20 protein-coding genes are annotated in these 25,901 nt (G+C 51.6%); 12 read left to right on the forward strand and 8 right to left on the reverse strand.

What is annotated here, in order from left to right:
* Positions 1-98 precede the first annotated feature (98 nt).
* From QEH52_RS14665 to QEH52_RS14700, 8 genes are all read right to left on the reverse strand, one after another.
* On the reverse strand, positions 99-707 hold the full coding sequence (locus QEH52_RS14665; protein ID WP_308951447.1) for a class I SAM-dependent methyltransferase: 609 nt from the start codon (positions 705-707) through the stop codon (positions 99-101).
* Positions 708-739: 32 nt separating this feature from the next.
* Complete coding sequence (locus QEH52_RS14670; protein WP_308951449.1) at positions 740-1,519, reverse strand: creatininase family protein; 780 nt, start codon at positions 1,517-1,519, stop codon at positions 740-742.
* Complete coding sequence (locus QEH52_RS14675) at positions 1,519-2,907, reverse strand: FAD-binding oxidoreductase (RefSeq protein ID WP_308951450.1); 1,389 nt, start codon at positions 2,905-2,907, stop codon at positions 1,519-1,521. The genes QEH52_RS14670 and QEH52_RS14675 overlap by 1 nt, the downstream gene beginning before the upstream one ends.
* A 28-nt stretch (positions 2,908-2,935) precedes the next feature.
* Positions 2,936-3,937 carry an ABC transporter substrate-binding protein gene (locus QEH52_RS14680; RefSeq protein WP_308951451.1) on the reverse strand — a complete coding sequence of 334 codons (1,002 nt, stop codon included), beginning with the start codon at positions 3,935-3,937 and terminating at the stop codon, positions 2,936-2,938.
* Between the two features lie 19 nt (positions 3,938-3,956).
* Complete coding sequence (locus QEH52_RS14685) at positions 3,957-4,775, reverse strand: ABC transporter permease (RefSeq protein ID WP_308951452.1); 819 nt, start codon at positions 4,773-4,775, stop codon at positions 3,957-3,959.
* A gap of 8 nt (positions 4,776-4,783) precedes the next feature.
* Entirely contained in the window at positions 4,784-5,551 is a 768-nt protein-coding gene (locus QEH52_RS14690) for an ABC transporter ATP-binding protein (protein WP_308951453.1), read from the reverse strand.
* Positions 5,552-5,567: 16 nt separating this feature from the next.
* The gene (locus QEH52_RS14695) at positions 5,568-7,220 is read right to left on the reverse strand and encodes a CocE/NonD family hydrolase (RefSeq protein WP_308951454.1); all 1,653 of its coding nucleotides are present in this window, start codon (positions 7,218-7,220) and stop codon (positions 5,568-5,570) included.
* Positions 7,221-7,375: 155 nt separating this feature from the next.
* A complete protein-coding gene (locus QEH52_RS14700) occupies positions 7,376-8,785 on the reverse strand; it encodes an FAD-binding oxidoreductase (protein ID WP_308951455.1) in 1,410 nt (469 codons plus the stop codon).
* A gap of 138 nt (positions 8,786-8,923) precedes the next feature.
* Here QEH52_RS14700 and QEH52_RS14705 point away from each other — a divergent pair, with 138 nt between their 5' ends.
* The 12 genes from QEH52_RS14705 to QEH52_RS14760 form a co-directional block, all read left to right on the forward strand.
* Positions 8,924-9,796, forward strand: a complete 873-nt coding sequence (locus tag QEH52_RS14705; protein WP_308951456.1) for a c-type cytochrome — start codon at positions 8,924-8,926, stop codon at positions 9,794-9,796.
* Positions 9,783-10,799: an ABC transporter substrate-binding protein gene (locus QEH52_RS14710; protein WP_308951457.1), complete on the forward strand. Its 1,017-nt coding sequence runs from the start codon at positions 9,783-9,785 to the stop codon at positions 10,797-10,799. Before QEH52_RS14705 ends, QEH52_RS14710 begins: the two co-directional genes overlap by 14 nt.
* 9 nt (positions 10,800-10,808) lie before the next feature.
* Complete coding sequence (locus QEH52_RS14715) at positions 10,809-12,080, forward strand: cytosine deaminase (protein ID WP_308951459.1); 1,272 nt, start codon at positions 10,809-10,811, stop codon at positions 12,078-12,080.
* Positions 12,081-12,151: 71 nt separating this feature from the next.
* Positions 12,152-12,658: a DUF2165 family protein gene (locus QEH52_RS14720; protein ID WP_308951461.1), complete on the forward strand. Its 507-nt coding sequence runs from the start codon at positions 12,152-12,154 to the stop codon at positions 12,656-12,658.
* A 9-nt stretch (positions 12,659-12,667) separates the two neighbouring features.
* Entirely contained in the window at positions 12,668-13,879 is a 1,212-nt protein-coding gene (locus tag QEH52_RS14725; protein ID WP_308951462.1) for an amidohydrolase family protein, read from the forward strand.
* A 1-nt stretch (position 13,880) separates the two neighbouring features.
* Positions 13,881-14,624: a creatininase family protein gene (locus tag QEH52_RS14730; protein WP_308951463.1), complete on the forward strand. Its 744-nt coding sequence runs from the start codon at positions 13,881-13,883 to the stop codon at positions 14,622-14,624.
* Complete coding sequence (locus QEH52_RS14735) at positions 14,621-15,388, forward strand: creatininase family protein (protein WP_308951464.1); 768 nt, start codon at positions 14,621-14,623, stop codon at positions 15,386-15,388. The genes QEH52_RS14730 and QEH52_RS14735 overlap by 4 nt, the downstream gene beginning before the upstream one ends.
* Before the next feature lie 24 nt (positions 15,389-15,412).
* Positions 15,413-16,798 carry an amidohydrolase family protein gene (locus QEH52_RS14740; RefSeq protein ID WP_308951465.1) on the forward strand — a complete coding sequence of 462 codons (1,386 nt, stop codon included), beginning with the start codon at positions 15,413-15,415 and terminating at the stop codon, positions 16,796-16,798.
* Between the two features lie 255 nt (positions 16,799-17,053).
* Positions 17,054-17,839 (forward strand): hypothetical protein, encoded by a 786-nt coding sequence (locus tag QEH52_RS14745; RefSeq protein ID WP_308951466.1) that lies wholly within the window; start codon positions 17,054-17,056, stop codon positions 17,837-17,839.
* Between the two features lie 21 nt (positions 17,840-17,860).
* Positions 17,861-18,391, forward strand: a complete 531-nt coding sequence (locus tag QEH52_RS14750) for a hypothetical protein (RefSeq protein WP_308951467.1) — start codon at positions 17,861-17,863, stop codon at positions 18,389-18,391.
* 34 nt (positions 18,392-18,425) lie between these two features.
* Positions 18,426-18,845, forward strand: coding sequence for a hypothetical protein (locus QEH52_RS14755; RefSeq protein WP_308951468.1), 420 nt, complete (start codon positions 18,426-18,428; stop codon positions 18,843-18,845).
* 73 nt (positions 18,846-18,918) lie between these two features.
* Positions 18,919-25,901, forward strand: a 6,983-nt coding sequence (locus QEH52_RS14760) for a DUF6531 domain-containing protein (RefSeq protein ID WP_308951469.1), incomplete at its 3' end; no start/stop codon positions are given.

The following is a 25,901-nucleotide window of genomic DNA, read 5'->3' on the forward strand; positions in this document are numbered from 1 at the left end:
TTATGTGACGTCCTATTAAGAGGATGGCTTTTGCTTTCTACTGGGCATTGATCTCAGTGTTAGTTTGATTTTGAGGCTGGGGATGTAGTTTTTGTGCCTCACTTTTTCCTGTGGGCTAGTAGTTGGATGATTGCAGATAAGCCCTTATGAATACTGCCTTCATGTATCTCTCTTTCTCGTTCTTCGATGCGTTGGATGAGGAGCTGTTTAAAGTCTTCCGTTAGGGTTTTTGAGCTGTAGGCCGTTTCGATTGTTGGTGGACCTCCGACTCCGCGCCCCACATTTGCGGGGGTATAGGCTTCTAATATGAGAGAGCCGCCTGGCCGTAATGCGGGTGGAATTTGTTTATGAATCTTTTTGCGCAAATCCTCTGGAAAATGAGCAAAGATGGACACAATTAGATCATATCGCTCAATTCCTAGATCGAAATTAGCCAGATCGGCATGAATGGTGGTGAGCTTTTGTTGCTCACTCTTTGCGAGTTTTTGTGCTTTGCGTAGGCCGACGATAGAGAGGTCGACAGATGTGACGTCGAAGCCGAGCTTTGCTAGGTAGACGCCATTGCGGCCTTCGCCGTCTGCGAGGCAGAGGGCTCGTTTGCCCTTGGGTTGAGCGATTGTCGGTGCGACTTCGGCGAGGAAATCGTTGGGGTTTATGCCGTAAATGTATTCAAACTTATTATACCGTTCGTCCCAAAATGATTTCATAGTGCTATCTTCTTTAGCTGTGATGTTTGCAGTTAAAGTTTTCGGGATGTGAGTTCGGCCCTTAGTGTGCGGACACGTTTGAGTGTGTTTTCTAGGTGCAGACTCTGTTGCTGTGCAAATGTGGTCCAGAGCTTTTGCCCAATCGTTTGATATTTGCCGAGCTCACAAAGTTTGACCTCTACGGGCTCGCCCCAACATCCGTCTGCTGACAAAGCTTCGAGTAGGCCGTAATTGAAGGCCATCTCGCTTTGTGCGGGGCTCCATTGGCCGTAGCGACCTGGGCGGATGAGTTCCGGGCGTAAAAAGGCGGTCGTGTAGAGTGGCATTGGGCCCCCGTGCATGCCACGCAGATCGCTCAGCCCGGCGGCCTGGTATGCGCTTTCCATGCTTGCGGCTGCGCCATCTTTTGCGGAGATGATGGTGAGGTCCGGGTGCGTGGCATTGAGTTCTTTGACTGTGGCATTTTCCCAGTGGGAGCCACCGTGTGGACTTAGGATTATGAACTCGCGGTAGCCTTGTTGTTGCAATTGCTCAATCAAGGTGCTGCTGATCGCTTGCATCATACGCGCGCTAAAGGAGAGCGTGCCTGCGAGTGATCCATGCTCTTGTGATGTATTGAAGGGGATCGTGGGCAGGCGATAGGCGCTGAGTGCCGTGGCATATTCCTGGGCGAGGAAGTCTGCGAGCAGAGTGTCAATGTTGCAGGGCAGGCAGGGGCCGCATTGCTCGGTGCCTCCAAAGACCAGCAGGGCGCGTTGAGCGCGTGCGCTCTTGAGCTCGGTGCTGGTGCATTCGCTCGAGAGTTGCCGCATTAGTTCTTACTGGATTCAGGTGCCCAATTGCCGTAGCTGCCGGGCTGGTAGTTTTGTAATTTGCCTGGATTGAGTAAGCCCTTGGGATCCGCGTAGTCTTTGACTGCTAGTTTGTCATCGAGATCATGAATGTGCATGCCTTGGTCGAGGTAGGGAGTATGGGCACTGCCGGTGGGGACTCCGATGCTTTGCATAAATTCGCGCATCTCAGTGAAGCGCTCGGGGGTGGTGTAACGGAAGATCGTGAGACAGGCGTAGATCGGTTCGTCTTGGGTGTAGTCACGCAAAATCTCCAAGTGCCACCAGAGCTCGTCGGGGAACTTTTCTTTGATCGCGAGCATCTTCTCTTTGTAGTTTGTGGGATCGAAGCGATTGGCCATATAGGAATAGCTTGGATCAAATTTGAGGGCCCAGAGTGTGGTGTGATTGTAAGTGAAATCCGAATACATGGGCGCTTTGCGCGGTTCATGTGGTTCGATCTCGTGCTGCACGGATAAACCGCGCTCAGCGACCAATGCCTTGAAGGCTTCGGATTGGCTTTCTTCGATTTCAAAAAAGATTAGATGTGAGTCGCTGCGGATCCATTTCTTCAAACCCTTGAAATAACTGGGGATGGGCCATTCGTGGACGCTGATGAGGCGCTTGTTCCAGGTTTTATCATCCGCCATCTCGACGGCAAATTCCATCAGTGCCCACCAGTCTTCGCTGGTCACCATGATCTGTCGCCAATCAGCTTTGGGCGCGAGACGTAGGGTGATGCGAGTGGAGATGCCGTTGGTGCCATAGGTGTGGTGCACCTTGCGTGTTTCTTCCTCTTCCAGGCGAAATTTGCGAGGTGGGTTTTCTACGGTGAGTAAGTCGACTGCTTTGATGGTGCCAGCTTCTTGTAGGCGTCCCCATGTGACCGATCCGATGCCGCCGGAGCCGCCGCCGATATAGCCGCTGAGGGTGGAGCGTACCCATGTGGATGGGTAGCTGCGTAGTTCCCAACCTTCTTTGCGCACGGCGTTTTCGAGTGTTTGGATGCGGACGCCTGCCTGGGCTTCGACCCAGCCGTCACCAATCTCAATGATTTCGTTGAGCCCGTTGATGTCGATCAGCACGCCACCTTCAAAGGGGGTGCATTGACCGTAATTTCCAGTGGTCGCGCCGCGAATCGTGACCGGCACTTCCTCGGCGACACAGGTAGCAATTATTTGCTCCAGTGCTTCTTCGCTTGTGACTTTGACCACCGCGTCGGCTCGCTTGCTGGCGAGTGATTCCTTTAGGAAGGGTGAATACCAGGCGTAGTCGCGTGAGAGCTTGAGCGTGGATGTTTCGCTGGTGATCAGGCTCGTTTCGCCAACAATGCTGGCTAATTGAGAAAGGAAGGCTGTGTTGAGTTCCATGGCGCTATATCGCTGACACTTTGGTTTTTTATTCAGTGATCATTGCCTGAACCTCAGCGGGCAAATACTTCGTGGGGGCGAGTTCTTTCGCATCCATCGGCTCGCTGATGAGTCCTACGTCGTGCAGGGTGTCGATGAGCTTTTGCATGCGTGCGGGTTGTATTAAGCCAGTTTGATCGACTGCTTCATTGCCTGCAACTAGATGGTTTTCTAGCATGGCATTGACGCTGTATTCGAGGAAATCAGGTTTCATTTTAGTGTGAAGTTGTGTGATCAAAGCATTGGCACGTTCGCGGGGGCCAGCCATATAAGACTTCCAGCCTTTAATGGATGCGGCGACGAAAGCTTCGACGATTTCTGGGTGTTTCTCTGCATAACTTTTACTGGTGAAGATGACACGATAGGGGTCGAATCCACTATCAGCGATTAGCAGTGTCTTGGCGTTGGCGCCCTCTTTCTTGATATAATAAGGCTCATTGGTGATGAAGCATTGTTGTACGAAGTTGATGTCAGCTAAGAAGCGGCTCATTCCGAAGTCGAGTGGCACAAGGTTTAGGCTGATGTTGTATCGCTTTTCTAGGTAGCGAATCATGGCGGCACCTGGTGTGGCCATAACGGTGCGGCCGTCTAAGTCCTCAAAGCTGTCGATCCCGCTTTCTTCGTGCACCAGAAAGGCTTGTGGATCGTGTTGCATCAAGGCTGAGACGATAATCAGGGGGAGGTTGTTGGATGCGTGTACGATCATATCGTCGGCGCGTCCAATGCCGAACTCCACTTTTTGACTGACAACTTTCTGGGTGCCCATCGCGTTGGGACCACCTTGGCTGATTGTCACGTCGAGGCCGACTTCTTCATAGTAGCCTTCGACGACTGCTTGGTAGAAGCCTCCGTGTTCGGCCTGTGCATACCAGTCCGTTTGTAATGTAACGGGGATTAGGCCGGTCTCACTTTCTTCGGCGTTTTTTCCGCAGCCCATTAAAAAGAGGCCTGCCGTGAGCAATAGGGAGAGGTGAGGAAGTTTGTTTTTCATTGTAAGAAGTGCTGTGGATTTATGTGTTGTCGGTTTTGCGTGCGGATTCGTGCCAGTCTTTGAGTAGATACCAGTGCAGCCAGTTGACACAGCCGACGAATACGAAGCCTAGCATACAGGCAACTAATGCTGTGGCGAAGAGTTCCGGGATCTTGAGCTGTGAGTTGTAGAGAATGACCATGTAGCCAATGCCTCCGACGCCTCCTTGTGAGCTACCAGCAAACAGGTCGCCGGCGATGGCTCCGATAGGAGCGAGGGTGCCTGCGATTTTCATACCTGTTAAGAAATATGGCATCGCAAAAGGCACACGTAGATACATGATTTCTTGTGCCTTGCTGGCGTTGCTCATTTCAAATAAGTCGAGCAGATTGCGATCGGTCGAAACGAGGCCCATGGTCGTGTTGGCCACGACCGGGAAGAATCCGATCATGAAAGTAATCGCGGTGATACTTGGCAGCCCTTGTCCCATCCATAGTACGAAGATGGGAGCGAGCACGACGACTGGCGTCATTTGTAGCACTAGTATCCATGGATAAAGTGCTTTTTTGACCCATACTGCAGATGCGAGAAGCATGGATAATATGTAGCCGACTGTAACGGCAGCGATGAAACCAATCACAGCGGAGAGAGCGGTTTGTCGGGTTGATAACCAGAGCGCTTCCCTTTCAGACCAGAGTGCCGTGGCAATTTGATGTGGAAAGGGAATGATTATGCGTTGCACGTCGTAGCCTACGGAGCGACCGTATAAGTAGCTGATCAAATTCCAAATTGCTAGAATGATAATCCCGGAAGCAATTGGAAGTAGTGCGGATTGAATCTTTTTTGAAGTCGTGGCCATGATGTTTTTTAGTGTACGGTTCGGATGGCATTAGAGACCTTCGCCACGTAGTTGAGATAGGCAGGGTCTTCGCGTAGTTCTGCGTTTCTTTCTTTGGGCAAATCGATTTCGATCACCTGAGAGATGCGTCCTGGATTTGCGGAAAGTACGACGACTTTATTGGATAGGAACACCGCTTCAGCGGCTGAGTGTGTGACGAAGAATGCGGTCCATTGGTCACGTGCGTGAATGCGCAGTAAGTCTTCGTTTAGATTGTCGCGCGTCATCTCATCGAGAGCGCCAAATGGTTCGTCGAGCAAGAGCACGCGCGGTGCTAAGGTAAGCGCTCGTGCAATGGAGACACGCATCCGCATGCCGCCGGAGAGCTGCCATGGGAATTTGTCCAGGGCGTGTGAGAGATTGACAAGCTCCAGCATCTTGCGTGCAGTCTCTACTCGGCGCACTGTTGATTCGCCCCGAAGTTTGAGTGGCAATTCTGTATTTTGCTGCACGCGTTTCCAGGGCAAGAGGTTGGCTTCCTGGAAAATGAAGGCCATTTCCTCGCGGGCATTTTTAGGATTCATTCCATCGACCACGACTTCGCCTTCGCTGAGGGAGTGGAGGCCGGCAATGATTTTGAGCAAGGTAGATTTGCCGCAACCGCTGGGCCCGACCAAACTAATGAACTCGCCTTTGGATGCTTGAAAATTGATGTCTTCCAATACGGTCGTCTCACCAAACCGCTTGTGGGCTTGGGTCAATTGGACCATTGGAATGTTATTACTTTTGGTAGTCATAGAGAGGACGCGTCATTCACAGGGTTGGAAGTTTGAGCCGCGAGGGGCGCACCGTGTCGTGGTAGACTGTTTGTCGGGCGCGCTTAAATTGGCTTTGATTGAGCAGGCCTAAGCGATCTGCTTTGGTGTTGGGATGGCGTGCGATGAGTGGGAAGGCCGAACTGGCGATGTCGAGGCGCAGTTGATCGCCTGTCGGAATGCAGACTGCGGTGGCATCGAACTTCAGCTTTAACTTGTAAACATCATTGTCGCCGATTGCTATAGGATTGGTTGCTGCGGCGGCCATACTGAGGAAGGTGGCGCTGCCATCGGGGCGTAGCCATGAGAGACGTGCGACGAAGTCGGTGGCCTCGGCGGTTGTGGCGACACTGAGCTCCAGTTCGGCGTGTCCGACGATTGTTTGTTCGCGGGTGAAGGGGGCGCTATCGTACACGAGGATGTTGTTGCCTTGTTGCTGCGCCTTTAAATCCACGGGCCCCCAGACTGGGATGAAGCCACCAGGGGCGGTCACTGGCACTTCAGGGTCGTAGGCGAAATGGTCGGAGGGTGAGTCTGAGGCGGCTTCTGCGAGCAGTTGTCCATCGCCAAAGCTACTATTCGCATTGCCACCTGAGCTTAGGTGGTAGTCGATGCTATTGCTATTCGGCGGCCAGTGAGACGCGGTTTGCCAGCAGTTTTTGCCGAGCACAAAATATTGAACCCCTTGGTGCTTGGCGTCGCCGCGGCCAAGTTGTGCGTTGAAGAATTCGACCAGCATGGCGTCTGTGTCGATGCGTAGAGCGTCACCAAAGTCGCGCCCATTCATCCATCGTTCCCACGGGATGTGTTTCCATGGGCCAAAGAGAAAGAAGTCCTTGGAGCTGTCTTTCCTGCATTGGTAGGCGAGTGTGCTGCCTTCAGAGTAGAAGTCGTAGTAACCGGCTAGATGGAAGACGGCGACTTCTGACTCGGCGAGCGCCTGGGTGCAGTCGAGAGTTTGCCAGTAATCGTCGTTTTCTGTGTGAGCCATCCAATCGACGGCATAGCTAGGGATGTCGTCGGCGCTGAGCGGTTCGGCGCTGGCGAGTGGAAACTGCTGCGTGAGCTCTTTAAAGTTGCTGTAAGACTTTTCCAGCGCAGCTGCGCTCTCCGTCGCTCCGCGGCGCCATGCGTCTTCGCGTAGCATTTGGTTGCCCCAGCTGAGTGTCGTGGCCAGGCGCAGGATGCCGTTTCTGTAGAACCAGCCATTGTAGAGATCTGCTGCAGCCATGTGGGGGGCGATGGCCACTAAGGCCTTCGGCTTATCCTTTAGCACTGCCAGCTGCGTGTATGCCTGATAGGAAAAGCCATACATGCATACCCGGCCGTCGGCGCCGTCTAGTTGAGCGGCCCATTCAATCGTCTCGCGGCCATCGGCTGCTTCGTTGCGAAAGGTGTAGAAGTCGCCTTCGGATTCTCCACGGCCGCGGACGTCTTGAATGACGACAATAAACCCGGCTCGTGCAAAGTATTCAGGTTGTGCATACACAACTGTGGATGCAATCTCGCGTCCGTAGGGCTGACGCATTAACAATACTGGTTGCGCCTGCTCACTGGGGACTCGGTAGATGTCGCTGCTAAGTTGAGTGCCATCGGATAGCACCATACTTACATTGCGCTCCACCGAGACGTCGTAGTCTTGTGAATTCATTTTAAATAGATCGGCCAGGGCCTGCGAATGCAGGCCCTGTGCCGTGGTCGTTATGAAGCTGTGTGCTTCAGGGTAGTTTGCTTACTGACATCGTTATCGGCGGTGCTGCTTTCTGAGCTGGTAGGGAGAAGCCAGCACTGCCAGGCGATTGATGTTTAAACTTCTGCAGTCGCGAGTGGGTTATGTTTGTATGAGGCCATCTTGCCTGGGTTCATTAGACCCTTGGGATCGGCGAGATCTTTCAGCGCTTGCTTTTCCGATAGGTCGGGATGTGCGCCGCCTCCTTCCATCGTGTAGGTGTGTGGATTGGCCACAGCCACACCAATGGATTCGCAGAAGGCGATGATTTCGTTGAGTCGTTCTTCAGTTGTGTAGCGAATCAATGGAATGCCCCCGATGGAAACGCCCGGCTTTTCTGTTCTGAATTTTGAATTACCGAGTGTCATTTCAATGTGTATCAATACTTCGTCGCCGTATTTATCTTTCAGCTTCTTGAAGTTGCCATTGAAGTCCTCGCCAAACCCGCACTGCAAATAGGTGATGCTCGGGTCGGCTTTAATCGCCCAGAGTGTGGTATGGTTCCATGTGTAGTCGGTGATAAATGGTGGCTTGGGTGGACTGCCAAATGGCTTGGAGAAAACATGTTCAATGCCCGCTGCCTTGGCCGATGCGATAACTTTTTCCGCGCATGCTTCGTCCACCATGAAGAAGGTGGTGTGCTTGTCCGCAGGTATATGCTTTCTGAGTGGTTTGAAGAAATTGGAGATCGGATTTTCGAACACGGATACCAGGCGCTTCGGAATGCTGTCGTCACAGGCAACTTCGTAGGACCAGTCGAGCAGTTCCTGCCAGTCGTCGTGCACGAAGATTAGCTGCTCCCATGGGAACGCTTGTGCTAGGCGCATTTCAACTTCGACCATGATGCCAGTCGTGCCATAGGTATGGAGCGCTTTAATGGCATCGCGCTCTTCCAGCTTAATAAACTTTGGCTCGGCCTCCATTGTCATGATTGTGACCGATTTTACATTGTCCTTATAGGCGATGCCGCCGTTCCTGATCGAACCGATACCCCCCGAGCCTCCACAGAGGAAGCCACCGATGGTACTGATGATCCAGGTCGATGGCATGCAGGGCATTTCGTAGCCTTTTTCGCGGGCCGCGATCTCGATCTTGCGAATGGTCGCGCCCACTTCTGCATGCACGACGCCATCTACACTGAAGATGGTATTCATGCCAGAGATGTCGATGACCGCGCCGCCGTAGAGTGGAATTAATTGGCCGTAGTTGCCGGAGCCACCGCCGCGTACGACGAGTGGAATGTTGTGCTCATAGAGGTAGGCGACTGCCTCTTTCAGTTGCTCTTTGCTTTTGACCAGCAAGGCCACTTCAGCGCGCTTGTCTTCAAGCATCTCCTTTAATACGGGGGAATACCAGTAGAAGTCCTTTGAGTATTTTTCGGTCTTTTTGCCGGTAATTACTTGGTCTTCACCTAGAATCGCTTGCAGCGCTTCTAGGTTTTCAGTCGTGACTGTGGTACTGGTTATTGGTGTCGAATCAATTGTCATTCTGTGCTCTTAGCATAATCATTGCCATTCGGGTGCACTGCGCTCGATTTTTTTATATTGTGGTTTTGTCGGATGCGAATCGCTCGGATAAAAATGAATTTCTGCGGTGCGCTGGTATGCACTATGCTAAGCGGTGGCATGCTATCTATTTATCTATTTAATCGATTGCGGCGTGTACGTGCATTCGTTTTTCCACTACTGTTGCCGTCGCTGCTTATGTTGCTGTTGCCTGTCAGTGTGCAGGCCGCTTATGTTGATAAGGCTGATCTGACTGGTGATTTAATTGTGGAATTAGCCAGTGACCCTGCGCAGGATTTTGTCATACAGCGGGATGCGCTCTACGATATGGGGGTGAAGACTGAAGCTGTTTATATCCCATATTTAAAGAAGACTATTCAATGCACGGTCTTGCCGCTCGCAGCTATACTTGATGCGTATCCAGAGTTTGATGCAGCATTTGCGTATTGTTACGATGGATACATATCTTATTATACATCTGAGTTTATTGCTGAGTATGATCCTTATGTTGTACTGGACTTAGAGGGGAATGAGCGGGGGGATATGCAACTGGAAGGCACTCCCGATATGGGCCCATTTTATATTACTTTTGCGAAACAGTTGACTGCGGGATCGGAGGAGATTCTCGACCCTGCGAATAAGCGGCCATTCGGTGTGTATAAGCTCAAACTGGGGAGTCAGGAGAGTTTAGTCGGGCCCTTGTTTGAGGCGCCCTTCGACACGATGGATGCGAACGCGCAAGCGGGGCGTGAGATCTGGATGAATAATTGCATGAGCTGCCATTCCTGGGATCCTGTGGGGCCCGGTGGTAACCTTTCTAATCGAATTGTAAAAATTGTTTCGATGCACGCGAAATATAATAAACAATATTTTCACGACTTTGTGAAAGACCCTCAAGTGACGATGCCAGATTCAAAAATGCCGAAGCATCCCCACTATAGCGATGAAACCATTGAGCAAATCCGCCAATTCCTGACCCATGTTCCCAATTAATAAATTTGAATTTTTCGGTGCCGCGCTTGCGTTGAGCACTTCACTTTTTTGTAGTTGCGCCTCTTCTGAAAAAAGCGCCAACAGCCCCGCAGTTGCTTCGGTCTCTGAATTAACACCGGTACGCGTGCAGTTGGACTGGATTTATAATGCACAGTTTGCAGGCCTGTTTCAGGCGGTCGAGCAGGGGTATTATGCCGATGTTGGCTTCGAGGTCAGTATTCTGCCAGGTGTCGGCGCGGACGAGATTAAGCTGGGCGATACGCGTGAGCCAGTCTTTAGCTTCGGTTCGACCGAGAGCAATGTGCTGATCGGCAAAGTCGCCGAAGGGGCGGATGCGGTTGCGATCGGTGCGATGTTTCAAGATAGTCCGATGGGCTGGATGTATTTGAAAGAGGGACCCATCGAATCCTTTGAGGATTTGGTCAACGTGCGCGTGGGCATTCATGCCGATGGTGCGCGAGTCATCGCTCTGCTGCTGGAGCAGCAAGGGGTGGATGCCAGTGGGCTGGAGACTTTTGCCGCTAGCTATGATCCTCAGCAGCTCTTAGATGGTAAGGCCGATGCGTTGCAATGTTACTATATCGATGAGTTTGTGAAACTGGAGCAAATGGTCGGCGATCGTGCGGGGGTTTTTCTGGCGCGTGACTATGGCTACCGTGCGTATTCGCAAGTGATGTACACCTCCGGACTGACGGCTACGGAGCATCCGCAAGTTGTGGCAGATTTTTTAGCCGCGACCAAGCGCGGATGGGAATATGCCTTCGCGCATCAGGAAGCCACGATTGATTTGATTCTTTCGAAGTATAATCCAAAGCTCGAGCGTGACTATCAGATTCGTTCGCTGGCAAAAGTTGAGGAGTTGATGGTGCCTGAGCCAGGAGCCTTATTCCGTCCGATGGACCCCGAAGTCTTGAAGGCAGGCCAAGCGCACTTGTTGAAATATGATTTGATTCCAGAAGCAGTCGATATCGATGCGCTCTTGGTGCAACAATACCTCCCTTAATGATCCCCAATGACTGAAAGTATTTTAAAAAATGCGCGTATTCCGCGCAGTCTCTCACCTTTTCCTCAAGGAGAAAGTGTACTCGTTGATTGTGATATCCGCATACAGGATGGCTTGATCACAGCTGTCGATCCCGCTGGTTCAGGCCATGCCAGTGAAACAGCCTCGGTGAATGACTTGCAGGGGCGCATTGTGATGCCCGGCTTCTTGGATGCCCACGTGCATATCGATAAGGCCTTTACCTGGGATCGTGCACCTAATGTGCGTGGCGAGTTCTGGGATGCGATTGAATTGCTCAGTAAGGATAAGGAGAATTGGACCGCCGAAGATCTCTATCGGCGCGGGACTTTTGCGCTTCGCTGTGCTGAGGCGCACGGAAGCGTGGCGCTACGCACCCATGTCGATACGGGGCTGGATTGGGGCGAGGTCAGTCACGATGCCATGCAAACCTTACGCCAAGAATGGGCGGGCCGGATCGATTTACAGACAGTCAGTCTGTGTGGGATCGAGTCATACCTGGAACCTGCCGGTCGGCGCATTGCGGAGTGGACGCTGAAGCATCCGAACGCGCTGCTGGGAGGGATGCCGCAAATGAATCCGGACTTGGATAAACAGTTGCGCTACTTTTTCGATCTCGCAGCCGAGATGGGCGTGGGTGTTGATTTACATGTGGATGAAAATGGCAATGCCGAGGCGGAGTGTTTGCGACATATTGCTCAGATTGTTTTAGAGAAAGAATTTCCACACCCTGTCACTTGTGGCCATGTTTGTAGTTTGGCCGTGCAAGATGCGGAGCGTGCGGCATCCACGATTGATTTGGTGCGGGAAGCCGGAGTGCAGATTATTTCGCTGCCACTGTGTAATTTGTATTTGCAAGGGCGCCCTACGGAGACGGGGCACCGCGGTACGCCGCGCTGGCGCGGGGTGACACTTTTACATGAATTGCATGATGCCGGTGTGACGACGGCTTGCGCTAGCGATAATGTGCGGGACGCCTTTTACGCATGGGGTGATTTTGATATGTTTGAAGTCTTTACGCAAAGTATTCGTATCGCTCATCTTGATACAAAACCCGCTGCAGCTTGTGCGATGGTGACTTCCGGACCAGCTGCGATTATGGGGCTTTCTCAATACGGTAAAATTGCAGTTGGCATGGATGCCCGAATGGTTGCTTTCGCGGCGAAGAGTTTTAATGAGTTACTCTCGCGCCCCAATCAAACACGCGAGTTGATCGGTTATCATTCAGATGCGAGCAGTGTGCCTGCATACGATGAGCTCTGATGCATTTGGTATACTTTTTATCTTTCGCGGCCTGAATGTGAACTTGGCTTTGATTTTGCTAAGAGGTCTGCATGATACTGATTCGACTATCTAAAATCGCGCTCGTACTCTCGGTTGCGTTCTTCCTATTCCTTGTGGTCCTTAATAATATTACTGACTACGGATCCAACTATCTCTTCGTTGAGAATGTGCTCGGCATGACGACTGTCTTTGAGGGGAATCAACTGATGTGGCGTGCGATTGATTCGCCTGCGATTCATACCATCTTTTATTTCTCAATCATTCTCTGGGAAGCATCTGCAATGGGCCTATGTATCTTTGGCGGCTATCAGTTATTCAAGCGCTTGAAGGGGACTAAGGCTGAATTTGAAGGTGCTAAGCAATTCGCGATCGCGGGTTTGGTTTTGAGCATGTTACAGTGGTTTATCGCATTTATTTCAGTGGGTGGTGAGTGGTTTACCATGTGGCAATCTCCGAGCTGGAATGGGCAGGACGCCGCCTTTCGCATGTTTGCCTGTATCGGCATCGTCATGCTGTTTCTTTATCTGCCCGAGTTCGGGGAAGAGTCAGAAAGCTAGGCACGCGCCATGCATTATCAGGATTGTATTGTTTTTCACGGACCCGAAATGGCTCCGATGCGTTGCGCGTCTTTCCGTGCGGAGGGGGACCGAATCGTTGAGATGGACCTCATCGAGCCGGTGCAGCGCATTGAGCATGGAGCGATTGTGATCATTCCCGGCTTGGTGAATGCGCATACGCACATGGGCGACAGCTTTATTCCAGATGGCGCGACTGGCTTGACCTTGGAAGAGGGCTTCTTTCGGCCAGATGGTTTCAAGTATCGCGAGATTGCGAAGTTGGATCGCGCGTCGCATGTAGACTTTATTAGCGATGCGCTTAGCTACATGGCATGCAGTGGCACGGTGGCGCATTTTGATTTCCGAGAGCAGGGAGCCGAGGGCGCGACACGCTTAAGAGAAGCCAGTGATCGCACGGGTGTGCGTTCAGTCATCCTTGGGCAGTTCGATAGTGTACCTTTTGATCTCGCAGCTTTGACTCGCAATACGGCCGATTTCGATGCTACGGCGATGAATGAGCTACGTGCGCTGTTGGAAGTCGCCGATGGTTTCTCCGAGAGTACCATGAACGACCTGACCGATCCCGCGTGGCAGAGCGTGCGCAATTTAACCCATGCCATGGGCAAAGCGCGTGCGGTGCATTGTTTGGAGAATGAGGGCTACCGTGAGCTTTCATTGCAGCGGACGCAGCGTGGGGATTTGATTCAAGCAATCGAGTTGTATCAACCAGATCTGATTGTGCATCTAACAGTCGCCAATGACGACGAAATACAATTGCTGGCAGATTCTGGAATCACTGCTGTGTTGAACCCACGTGCCAATGCGAACCTTGGGCTGCCGCTACCGCCTGTAGCAAAACTGATGGATGCGGGCGTGAACCTATTGTTAGGCACTGATAATGGCCTACTGAACAGTCCCAGCATGTTGGCTGAACTTGATTTTACCTATAAGCTCGCCAAGAGCCAGTATGGTGATGCGCTGCGCCCTGATCCGGCAGAAATTTTAAAAATGGCCACTTCCAATGTCTCTAAAACACGCTGGGGACAAGAACTGCCGGGCGCACTTGAGCTGGGAAGTGTCGCCAATTTTACGGTCTTAGATTTTAATCAAACGCATCTGCGACGAAGTGCACACCTCGTCGCGTCTGTGCTCACCCGTGTCACTCCCGAAGACGTGCTACAAACTGTGCGCGCCGGGAAAGTGATCTACCAACACAATTAATATGAAACATTACCTTTATGAAGGAAACGACGACTTTGCCTGGCATGCCAGGCGCTGGCCGCAATTTGATGAATACGCATCACCCGAGCAAACGCTTGTGATACTACCCGTTTACTCGATTGCCGACTGGTGCATGGGGCGTCCCATGGATTCGGAGGAAGTCGTGGGCTCAGTCGTCTTAGACCAGGCACTGGAAGCGACGCGTGAGGAATTGACGGCTTTAGTGCTACCACCGATTCGTTTCACGCCGCGCCAGTCGGTCGGCACGCAATTTCACTTAGACATTGAGCTCGCGCATCAGATGATAATCGAGACGATTCGCTCGGCGGCAGTGCCTGGCTTTAAGCGCTTTGTTTTGTTCAACACCAGTCCATTTCTTGAAGAGTGGATTGATGTAGCCGCGCGTGATCTGCGGGTGGTGCATGATTTGCAGATTTTCTGTGTCAATCTCTCTGGTGTCGGTCTCGACTTCCATCCCATCCGTGGTGGCGATCGCAGTGGTCTCGATTCGATTCTGACTGAAGTGCTCGGCGAGGCGGCAGAGCCAGCCGATGCGCAGCTAGCTCAGACGCTGGACGCGATTCCACGATCCGTGGTGAAAACAAACGATCCATTGGGTGCACATCCCGAAGGTGCTTCGGTGCTTTTGGGCGAAGTGGTTGAATCGACTGCGCGCTTGTTGCGCGAGATCGATACGCACGCGCCCTTGCAAGATTATGCTTTGAATAAGGAGGAAACAGAATGAGTTGGCCCAGTTATAGAAACCGTTATTTGCCTGCGATGACACGTGGGGCAATCGATACATTGCCGAATAAGGACAAAGCCTTTGTGGTCTTGCCAACTGGAGCGATTGAGCAACATGGTCCGCAACTGCCCGTTGGTGTGGATGCACTGCTCGGGCAGATTTATTTAGACCGAGCGATGCCACTGCTGGCAGAAGATGCCCCCGTCTATGTGGCTCCGCCTATTCAGGCTGCCAAAAGTAATGAGCATACCGGATATCCAGGCACCTTGATACTGCATCGTGAATTGCTACGACAATTGATTGTGTCTGCGGGACGTCAGCTTTCGGAGTGGGGATTCAAGCGTATGGGAGTTTTGAATACGCACGGTGGCAATATTTCAGTGATTAAAAGTGCACTGCGTGAGTTGAGTTTAGACTATGGCATGGAAGTGCAAGTGCTCTCCTCTCCCTACGAAATTGACATCTGTGCCCGTGAGCGCGCCTACGGCATACATGCCAATGAGGTCGAGTCTTCTCTGATGTATGCGACCACACCCGATATGGTCGATCCGGAGGCTGCTACCTGCTGCTGGACAGGCACTCTGGACGATCCTAAGATCTTAAAATCTGAATTCGCCCCCGCAACTTATGCGTGGAAGACTTTAGATATTTCACGTTCCGGAGTGGTGGGCGATGCCACCGTGGCCACCCGTGAGAAGGGCGAGCTCTGGATCTCACGCGCCGCCGAGGCACTCGCCGCGCGACTCACCGAATTAGTCAGTTAAACTGAAGACCTCATTATAAAACCTATGAAACCTACCATCACACGCACTGCAGTCCTGCTCGCTCTAGCGACAGGTTCCATCGTTCACGCCTATCAGGTCCGCTCCGATATGATCCTCACTATGGCGGATGGGCAGGCGACGGTGATTGATGGTTATATGGAAGTCGGCGAAGATGGTCGCATCGTCGCGATCGAGGCGGGTGAGTCACCGGCATCTTCCTCCGAGGAGATCGTCGACGCGCGTGGGCGTATTGTGATGCCCGGTTTTGTTTCGGGGCACAATCACTTGTGGCAAAGTGCCTTTCGTGGACTTGGCGCGGATCAAGAACTCTATGGCTGGCTGAAGAGTCTACATTGGACCTTCGGCCGGCATTTTGAGACCGGCGACATGTATGCCTTTACCTTGCATGGAGCTCTCGATCAGATGGTCAATGGCATCACCACTACGTTGAATCATTCGCAAACAATCGCTCCCAGCTACGAGGATTATATGGAGCAATTTGCGGCAGAGATGGATGCCGGACAGCATTTCATCTACAGCTATGTGCTCGATTCCGATGAGCCCGATGTTGAGGCTCGTAAAGCAAAACTGGTCGATTTGATTGCAGAGACCGAGGCTCTGCCCGACGGGCATCCTTGTCTGGGTTTTGGCTTACATGGAGTGGGCATTTATCGCGGCGCCGATAAAATGAGTGAAGAAGTCTCCGTGGCTAAAGAGTTGGGGCTCGATATGCAGGTTCACTACCTGGAAGAGAAGGCGGAATCACTTAAATCCGGACAATCTAACTTCCAGACGATGAAAGAGGGAGGTGCCGTCTGGGATGGCCTGGTATATGCTCATTTTATACATGTGACGGATGAGATCCTTAATGTGTCGGCTGCGGCAGGTGCGAAGATGATCTGGAATCCACTTTCGAACGGACGTTTGGCTTCAGGCCTGGCGGATGTTCCACGTTATATAGATCAGGGGTTGCAAGTCGGCCTGGGGGTGGATGGCGCCGCCAGCGCCGACATTGCGGATCCCTTTCAGAATATGCGAATGGGCATGTATGCACTCCGTATGCGTGATTCCGATGCCGGTATCATGAGCTGCTATCAGATCTTAGAGATGCACACCTTAAAGACGGCCGAAGTGCTGGAGGTTGAGGATCAAGTGGGCAGTTTGGCACCGGGGAAGTATGCGGACTTTTTAATCATCGATCCCGTTTCTCCGGTCTTTGACCCATACGCCACTTTAGTTTTTGCCAGTGATGCTTCGAATATTGAGAGCGTTTGGGTGCGCGGAGTGAAGCAAGTGGAAGCCGGTGAAGTCTTGAAACATGATCTGCCCGAATTGCGTACTGAGGTCGCAGAACGCGTGGCACGTATCGCAGCGGCAGCGAAGAATACCAAGCCTGAAGATCACATGTAGACGTGAGTCATTTTTCCACATTACACCCTTTGAGTCGCATTGACTGACTTGTTTCAAATAACTGTAAGATTTTGATTTGTATTAATATTTAAGTCTAATTACGTATTTAGATCGAATTGCTTACGTAGTTAAATGAGCAAGTTATTTCATCGACTTTGTTGTAAATAGCTGGTTCTTCTTCTATTGGAATTCGACTTTATGAGATTAATACTTACGGCTTTGCTCTTATCGTCTGGCTTACTCGACGCGGGGAGCTTGAAATTTGAGCCTCAATTGCTCACCGAAGGCGAAGCTTTCAAATTGGTAGCTTCTCAGGAAAAAGCCAAAGAGAAGCAAAAGAATGATTTCAATGCGGTTTTAAAGGCTGAAAAAGCGATTGAAGAATACCGCTTTTGCAAGGATGGGCGTCGTTACCTTCATCGACGAGTCGATTCCCCGAAGGAAACTGGTATAGGACTGGTTGAAATCGAAAATATAGAAATTCGAGAGCCTCAGTACCTTTCTGAATTTGTCCCCGAAGGTTATCGTTCGGAAATGATTTCCTTTTCCGTGACCAATTATGATGACCTTTATAGTGAAATTAAATGGCGTGATGGGAAATGCATATTTTCCGTGTGGACGAATGTAGCGCTTAAATACTTACCTGCGCTCAGCAGTTTTAAGCAGGATGACGTTTGCTACAGTTATTTCGGTTTTACTGATAATATAGATTCAGGGCGCGAGAAGGAGCGGGCAGGCACTCATTACTTCAACGGTCAGGTTTATGAATATGAATCGTGCTGGAAAGAACCGCCCGTCGTTTTGGGGGACGAGCCCGAGTATGTGGTAATTTCGGAAGAAGCAGGCACAATTGTCCCTGATGAGCTCTATGAGCAGATGGACGCAGTTCTTCGCTTTTATTTAGAGAACGAAGACTCGCTTCGTGTCGCTTACCTCAATATGCAGAGTTTGAATAACGCGCGTGCCGACTATCTGCTCAAAAATCCACCACATCCTGAAGAGTCGATTCTAATCTATTCGTTCACGCCGAGTGGAGAATAATCAGTCAAAAGCAATTTAGCTATGAAAAGTTCGTTTCTATTGATGTTTGCAGGATTCGTGCTTGTGTGTTCTACGAACGCACAAACTGCAACTGACCTTAACGAAGGCACGCATTTGGTTTATGATAGTTCAAATACGCTTCAGCCATATTCATTTAAATTCTGGGGCCGTTCGGGCTACTTTTATTACATTGAGAATACCGAAGATCTGAGAACTACTTGGGATTATTTTGAGCTCGCGGTCATTGGTAATGATGCCGTCGAAAGTCTGAATTTTAACTCAAACTCTAGTGCCTTTTTTCTGAGGTTGCGCTACACCAATGATCCTTATAGTGAGCTTTTCATTGGTGATTTCGATTCAGACTCGATCATTAATTACAATGAGGCACTGATGGGGATGAATCCATTTCTCGATGAGGGTACGCTCATTCTGACAGGCGATGAGGATGGTGATGGTATTTTGAATGAGTTTGATGCGGCTCCGTACCGAGCGTCAATTGGTGCGTTGAGCATTGCAATTACTTATCCGAGCAATGGTTCAACCGTAAATTAATTTCTTTGTCTTCTAATTTTAGAATCACCTGAGTATGGCTGTTAAAATACTATTACTATTCTTATCGTTCCATGTATCCTGTTCATTGTGGGCAAATGTTGAGGTGGCGCTGACTCCCTCAGACGAGAGCACTGCGGATAAATCTATTGTTACGCTCACTGCTAAAAACAGTTTCTCACAGCCTGTGGATTCTGCGAAAGTCTGGGTGTTTGCACTCGATGAAGCAGGGGCAGTTGTTGGGCAGAAATCCGCCTGGATCATCTCGAAGAAGCATAGTGCCAGTGGAGACACTTCTAGTCTTGCTGGTTTGGATGCAGGCGAAACGGCAGAAATTACCATGTCGATTGATACTGAACGACGCGCCACGTCGACAAAGGTGACATTTACGAAAATCGTTCTTGCCGACGGGAGCCTTGTTAATCCGCACAAGCAGGTGGTCCCCTACGAAAAATGACTCAGTTAAATCTGATCATGAATGTGCAATATCCAGGGCAGGTCTGACAGGCTCACGATTTAAATACAATCTTATGACTTTGAAGCTTTATGTATTCTCGTGGCTAGTATCTAGTTTTGCGATTCCCCTTTTTGCGGCATCCCCCACGCAGCACCAGACGGTCTTCATTGACCGCGAGGCCTACCAAAGCGTGGCTCATGCGCCCGATTATTTGGGTGCCTCGCCCGACGAATTGATAGGCGGCGGTGCATTCTACGTAAATGATCCTGTGGTTAATCTTAGTGCAATCACATGGTCAGACAGCAACTCGGATGGATATGGAGATGTTCCTACAGATGTAAGCCAAGAGTTGAGTGAGCATTATCTACTGAATCAGTTGGTTGAAAACTTGGATGGCGACCCGATTGCACTTGCGGCCTTCGTGCAGAATGAGATCGAACTGGTGAATGGGTTTCAATCACCTACGACGGGGCAGGCGCAGTGGGGAGAATCGCGGACGATCTATCGCGGTGCCTATGGCACCTATCTTGAGAAGCAAGGGTCGCCTTGGGAACAGAGCGCACTGTTGGTCTATTTACTTCGAAGAGCCGGCTATCCGGCAGCAGTGGTTGAGGCGCCCAAATATGTAGATCCATACGTTCCGAGCCAATATGCGTATACGATGTATATGCGTTCAGATCGATTAGATCGGATGTTGGGGATGCGGCTAGTTGAGGATATTGAACCAGATGATACTGCATCAGTCGATTATCCGTGGGTGATTGTCAACGATGAGAAAGATGGCAGCGGCACTTGGAGGCATTTGTTTCCTTGGATCAAGGATGTTGTAGTCGAGGAAGGATTTGATCCTTATTCGTATCTTCCTGAAGATTACAATAGCGGGGAGGAATGGGTCGAACAATACCTTCAAAATGATCCTGCAATTATGGGGCTCGTCACGGCGGATGGAAAAGATACCGCAGGGCTGCTATTTTCACGATTTCTAAGTCAATACATTGCGGATGATTCACTTTCACTAGAGGATGTCGGCTTTCATCGTTATTACAGGAAGTCTCAATATAATGAGTGGAGCGACTTTCCGAGACCTTATGTGGTCGGCTTATTCGATTCGCAGGGGAATGCCTACATGATGAATCCAGTGGTGAAGAGTCAGGATTTGGTCGCTTCAGATGCAGGTCGTTTTTCGGCAGTTCGGCTCACTGTTTTTGATCCGAATGTCGGCTCAGGCACTCCGATTCTGGAAACGGATGTGATCATGACTTGTCAATTAGCGAACCGAAACCTCTATTTTTATCGCGATGGAGATGGCGGTGACATTGGCTTGGTGTTGGACGCATTGAATCCGAGTGGCTCAGTTACGGCTGGAGATTTTACCGGGAGCGATATTGCCGGTTCCCAATCGATTACGGCTGCAGATACTGGCCAAGCACTTGCGATCGCCATTCAATATTACAATATGGCTGATATCAATCAGTCGTCGGCCGAGGTGGTCGATTATCGTGACCTGCCCTCAGACAAGGGAGTTGCCTCTCTTGTGCTCAATGATGGTAATGTGACGTCGCTGATGGTTGATGAGATGGTGCGTGTATTTGAGATGGAGCTTGCGCAGACGACTCCGTCAGAGCGAAAAATCGCTGCACAGACTGCTTTTATGGCGGGTCAAATGTATTGGAAGAACGCTCTGAAAGAGGATGCCGAACTGGCTCGGATGCATAAGATTCATAACTACCTTTCGTATGGTGTGTGCATTTCAAAGTATGAAGCGATTGGTGCTGCGGGAGCTCCTTACAATACCCCAAGCGTCGATATTCCCTACCATGTAGGCACTTACATTAATGGGACGATTCATCCTGATGACTCCAGTATCTCGGCGAGCGAGGCTGCAACCGATTTTAAGTTGCTACAAGTGGCCAATTTTTCGTCACACGAACATCAGGTACTTAATACTTTGTATGGCACCGGGAATGCGATTTCGACAGTGAAGCTACTGCAAATCGCCAATCGTGATTTTTCAACTGGCACAGGCTTATATCCTGACGGCTATTATGAATTCAACCGCTCTGAATTCGACTCGGCAGATACGGATCCTACCTATTCAAGCCTAAAATCTGCCGCAGGCGGCCTGTGGGAGACGACACGTGAGGTATTGGGTTACGACGATCCTTCATACGAAATCGGCGGTTGGGAACGCGTTTACATGACGCCCTTTGATATCACCATGGACTCTGCTACGGGCGAAATTGCGGGTTATACCGGTATGGGTGTGCTCGTGACTAGTTCGGAGGGGCATGGCGCGCTGATCAGCGGTGGGCAAAATGGCGGCTTTGGTCCGACCTTCATTCTCGACTATATCGATTCACTGATAAATGGAGTGCTTAAACTCCAGTTGGGGCCTGATTCAGATCCTATAATCACGGATCAAACGCATCCAACCGGTGACGACACCCCCGATCCGCAAACAGATACAGAGCGCAGTGAATCGGATAAGCGGAATGGAGTGGATACCGCAGGAGATCCCACTGGACCACAGGATAAGGGCGATGTCGGGCCAACCGAAAACAACGACTCTTCCGATGATGTGGGTGACCCGGTAGATCCGATTACAGGAAAATTTGTATCAGACCATGTGGACTTAACGTTAAACGGTCCGTTTGCATTGCAGCTTCGCCGTAATTACAGCAGCTTCAACGTCGCTCATAATTTGTTCGGCTATGGATGGAAGCTCAACTTTATGCCTTACATTAATGTGAAGGCTGATGACAGCGCTCTGTTTGTTGCCGATCTCGACGGCTCGGTGGTGCAATACACACGGGTGCCCGCATCGAGCCCGATGCGTTGGGAAGCATCGACCGATGCTGCGGACAATCCGTATTTGGACAATAACTTTCACAGTGAGATCGGAGGTCAATCCAACCGCTATGCCGCCTATGTGGAGAAGACCGCTGAAGGCGCGGATACAGTCTATACTCTGCACAAACCTAATGGGCATGAAGCACGCTACCTCGTGCGCAGTTTTCCGACCGATCTCGGTGCGGGCACTGTTGAGCGCACTCGCCCTTATCTCGACACTTGGGAGGATGCCTTTGGCAATGCCATGACGTTTTCTTACTATGAGGACAATACCAGCCGTGAATACGGGGAACTGCGCCGCATACAAAGCTCAAACGGCAATTACATTGTTTTTCTTTACAACCGCAATCGTGAGATCACCGAAGCATTTACCAACGACGGCCGCCGCCTATATTACAATTACGATGAATGGGGCGACCTGCGGCAGGTGACGCTGCCAGACAATGCAGTCATCAAATACGAGTATAAGTATCTAACAGACGTCAACGGGGACGCCTATTCCACACACTTGATCGAGCGAGTGACTAAGCCCGATGGTCGTGTGCTCGAAAATACCTATGATCCGCTTTACGATCCTGAAATTTTAGCGAACAGTGCAGTCACGCTTCGTCGTGTCGTCTCACAAAAAGCAACCGTTGGCGACACACTCGAACTCGTCGAAAATGCCGTCTACGAATACTTTGAGGCCGATGACGCCAGTGTGACGGATGCCACCGCTCAGCCTTGGACGCAGGCAGGCTTCGACGTGACCCTCATACACAGCGACGTGCGCCCTGCACTCGGGCGTCTGACTACCATCTATGTGCACCAAGACGGCCTCAAGCGTTTCATCGCAGATCCGTTGGCTTCGAGCAGTTTTTCACCAAGCAATACCGACATCGATTATGTTCTCACCTACGAATATTACGGAGACAGCGAAACCAATGGCTTTCCACGCAGTTTAAAGCGGATGCGCGATAAGCGCGGCCTGGAGATGCTCTATGAATACGATTCGCTCGGTAATATCGCGAAAAGCACGAAGCGGGGCGATATCACTGGCGATGGCAGCTCCGAGGACGTCAGCACGTTCTTCTTCTACGATGCGGTCAACTATCTGCCGACTAAGGTCATCTATCCCGCCGAAACTGCAGGCGGCACCAACCGCATCGTCCTGAACACCTACGCCGACACGGGATCTGCCAAACGCGCCGACGATCTGAGCAACCCTGGGTATGAGCTTTACCGATTTCTTCCGCAAGCGACTGCGACCTACGAAGTGGTGTCCGCTTCGATTGATGCGACCACTCCAAGTGCTGCAGATGAACAGGCTACGCTGAGCTTTCTTTATGATCATGAAGAAGACCTCACGACGGGCACAGTTGCTTACGGGTTGCTCAAATCCACCCTTCATCAAGGAGCCGATGACGCCAGTGACAAGGCGCGCACCGAGTATGCGCATGATGCGCGAGGCTTTATCACATCGACCACCGAGTACACCTTCAGCGCTGATGCCAATGTCGTCACCGACTTCGAATACAATACGCGTGGCGAATTAGTGACGAAAACCGATAGCGCAGGGCGCGTCGTGCGCTACGATTATGACATGCTCGGGCGCTTAACTCACACTGAGAAGTTCGGTTCCGTATCCGCTGCTTTGCCCGCATGGTGGAGCTACAATCATTACAACCTCAATGGGGAGCTTACCTGGACAGATGGCCCGCGTCGTGGGGTGGAAGACTACGTGTTTCGTGATTACGATGGAGCCGGGCGTGTGCTGGCCGAAGTCGTCTGGCGCAGCGAGGCCGTTCCGGGAGCCGCTTCCGTTCGCCCCGTCGCAGGACAGGACGATTTTCTGGGGCAAGCCATCACTTACTACGATTACGATGCGTTCGGGAACTTGACATCGACGATTGATCCGCTCGGCAATGAGACTGTATTTGACTATGATGCGCTTGGACGCCTGACGACGAAGACTCAGCCCACAGTGGGCAGCATCACCGCTGAAGAATCCTACACCTACGAACCCGGTAACCGCGCCGCAACCCACACCAACGCTCTCGGCGGCGTCACCACGAATTTCTACACCGACCACGGCGCATTGAAGCAAAGCGATGCGCCAACCGTCGATGGCCGTAGCGAATCGTGGACCTATTACCTTGATGGCCGTAAGCATACGCACACCCGTTCGAACGGAGCCGTTACCACTTACACGTATAACGACGCCAACCGTACAACCACGATGGAGACGATCAAAGGGGGCGTGACACTGGAGAAAACAGTCACCTACTTTGACACGCGTGGGAACACCCTTCAACGCGAAGTCTTTTACCAAGGCAGCCAGTTTCACACCTTTGAAACGTCGTATGACGGCCTCAACCGCGTGTCTCAAAGCAGCGGCCCGCCCGAACAACTCCGCAGCAGCCCTGCAGAGACCGCTTCCGCGCTTCAGCAGACTGATTATAGCTACACTTACTCGACCACTGGCGACCGTTATACCGTGACGGCGACGTCCGACGGAGACAAAACAATCCAAGTCTTTGATGATATCGGGCGGCTAACTCGGAGCGAGCAACGCGACGCTTCGGACAACCTGCATTATCAGGAACATACGCTTTACAGCACGAACCATTTGTTTGTCTATAAGCGCTATGGCAGCGACCCGCTCGATCAGCGGCAACAAGTGAGCGCGAGCAATAATTCCGGACAAAATATTTTAACACTGTTTGCCGATAATACACTGATCCGCCGCGTCTATGATAAGGCCGGAAACCTCACCGAATTTTACGACGAGGCAAGCCTGACCGACGGCAGCCCCCGCTTCGCCTACAGCTATGATGCGCGCAACCGTATGGCTAGCGAAACCAAGCTCGATGGCTCCGTAACTACCTTCGAATACGATGCGGCCAACAACCCCATTCTGCGTAGTATGCCCGGCGGCATCAAACACCGCCAGGCCTTCGATGCCGCGAGCCGCATCACCGGTGAATACCTGGAAGGTTCCGATACCAGCACTTCGCGCGACATCGATTACAACTACTTCGCCTCGACCGAAGACATCGGCCTCCTGCAATCACGCATCGAAAACACGGGCACAAGCGACCAGATCACGCACAGCTACCAATATGACGATCTGCTCCGCCTCGAACGCTACTCCTGCGATGGTTCCAACTACACGGGTTTCGCCCACCGGTATGAATACGATCTTCGTAGTCTGCTGACCGGCGTTACGCGCGCACCGACCGGTGTTGCGGGCGACCAAGTCTCCACCCGCATCGAACATGAGCTGGACGGCTACGGACAGTTGCTCGAAGAGCGCGTTGTCACTGGCACCGGCAGCGTAGACAGTTTTACCCCCAATGCGCTACACAGCCACATTCGCCAAAGTTGGGACGGACAAGGCCGACGCAATCGTTTCGGCCTGGGCGGAGATGTTACGCCCATGGGCAGTCTCGCACCCGCCTTCGATTACGACTTCTACGCTTCCAATCGACTCGCGGCCATTGCCCCCAACGCCTTCAGCGATCCATGGGAAGTGCAGTATGATTATGAGGACAATCTTCTCCTCAGCGAGCGCCGCTTCCGTGTGAATGACAGCTATAACGCACGCCAAACCAAGACGCTCAACCGTCGCCTCGACAATAGCACCCCGTATCGTGATCCCCGCGGACGCCTTCTCCGCAATGTGCAAACCGCCAACGGGCAACCGCTTCTCAATGAAACCCTCGCCTGGTCGGACGATTCCAAGTTGGGAGCCTACACCCTTGCACGCGGTGCAGGCACTGGCAGTGCGTGGGACGACTTTACCGACAGCCGCAGCCACACCTACGATCCCGACAATCGCCGACTCGAAACTGAAAGCTTCGTGCCAAACCCCGGCGGCAGCACCCGCACTTTCAATTACGACTTCGATAGCGACGATCTCGGCGTCCGCGTCAAAGCCACGCTCGACAATCCTGCCAATACCGCATGGGAAGTTTCCGATCCCGACACCACTGGCCTCGACGCTTTCATGCGTATTGTGGCTGAAACCGCCCAGCCCGAGGAGCGCAGCTTCACCGTCAGCGGCAGTAGCACCGGCCCCGGCATTTTCGAACTGTTCCTCGGCGAAGGAGCCAGCCCATCGACCTTTGAGTTTTTGCAGACTATTGATCCGGATGTGGATTACGGCGACGGCACTTGGAGTATTCCACTCACACTCGAAGCCGGGCAATACACCCTCGAAGCACG

Origin of the sequence: Thalassobacterium maritimum, from assembly GCF_031127805.1 — a bacterium.
Classification (GTDB): domain Bacteria; phylum Verrucomicrobiota; class Verrucomicrobiia; order Opitutales; family Coraliomargaritaceae; genus Thalassobacterium; species Thalassobacterium maritimum.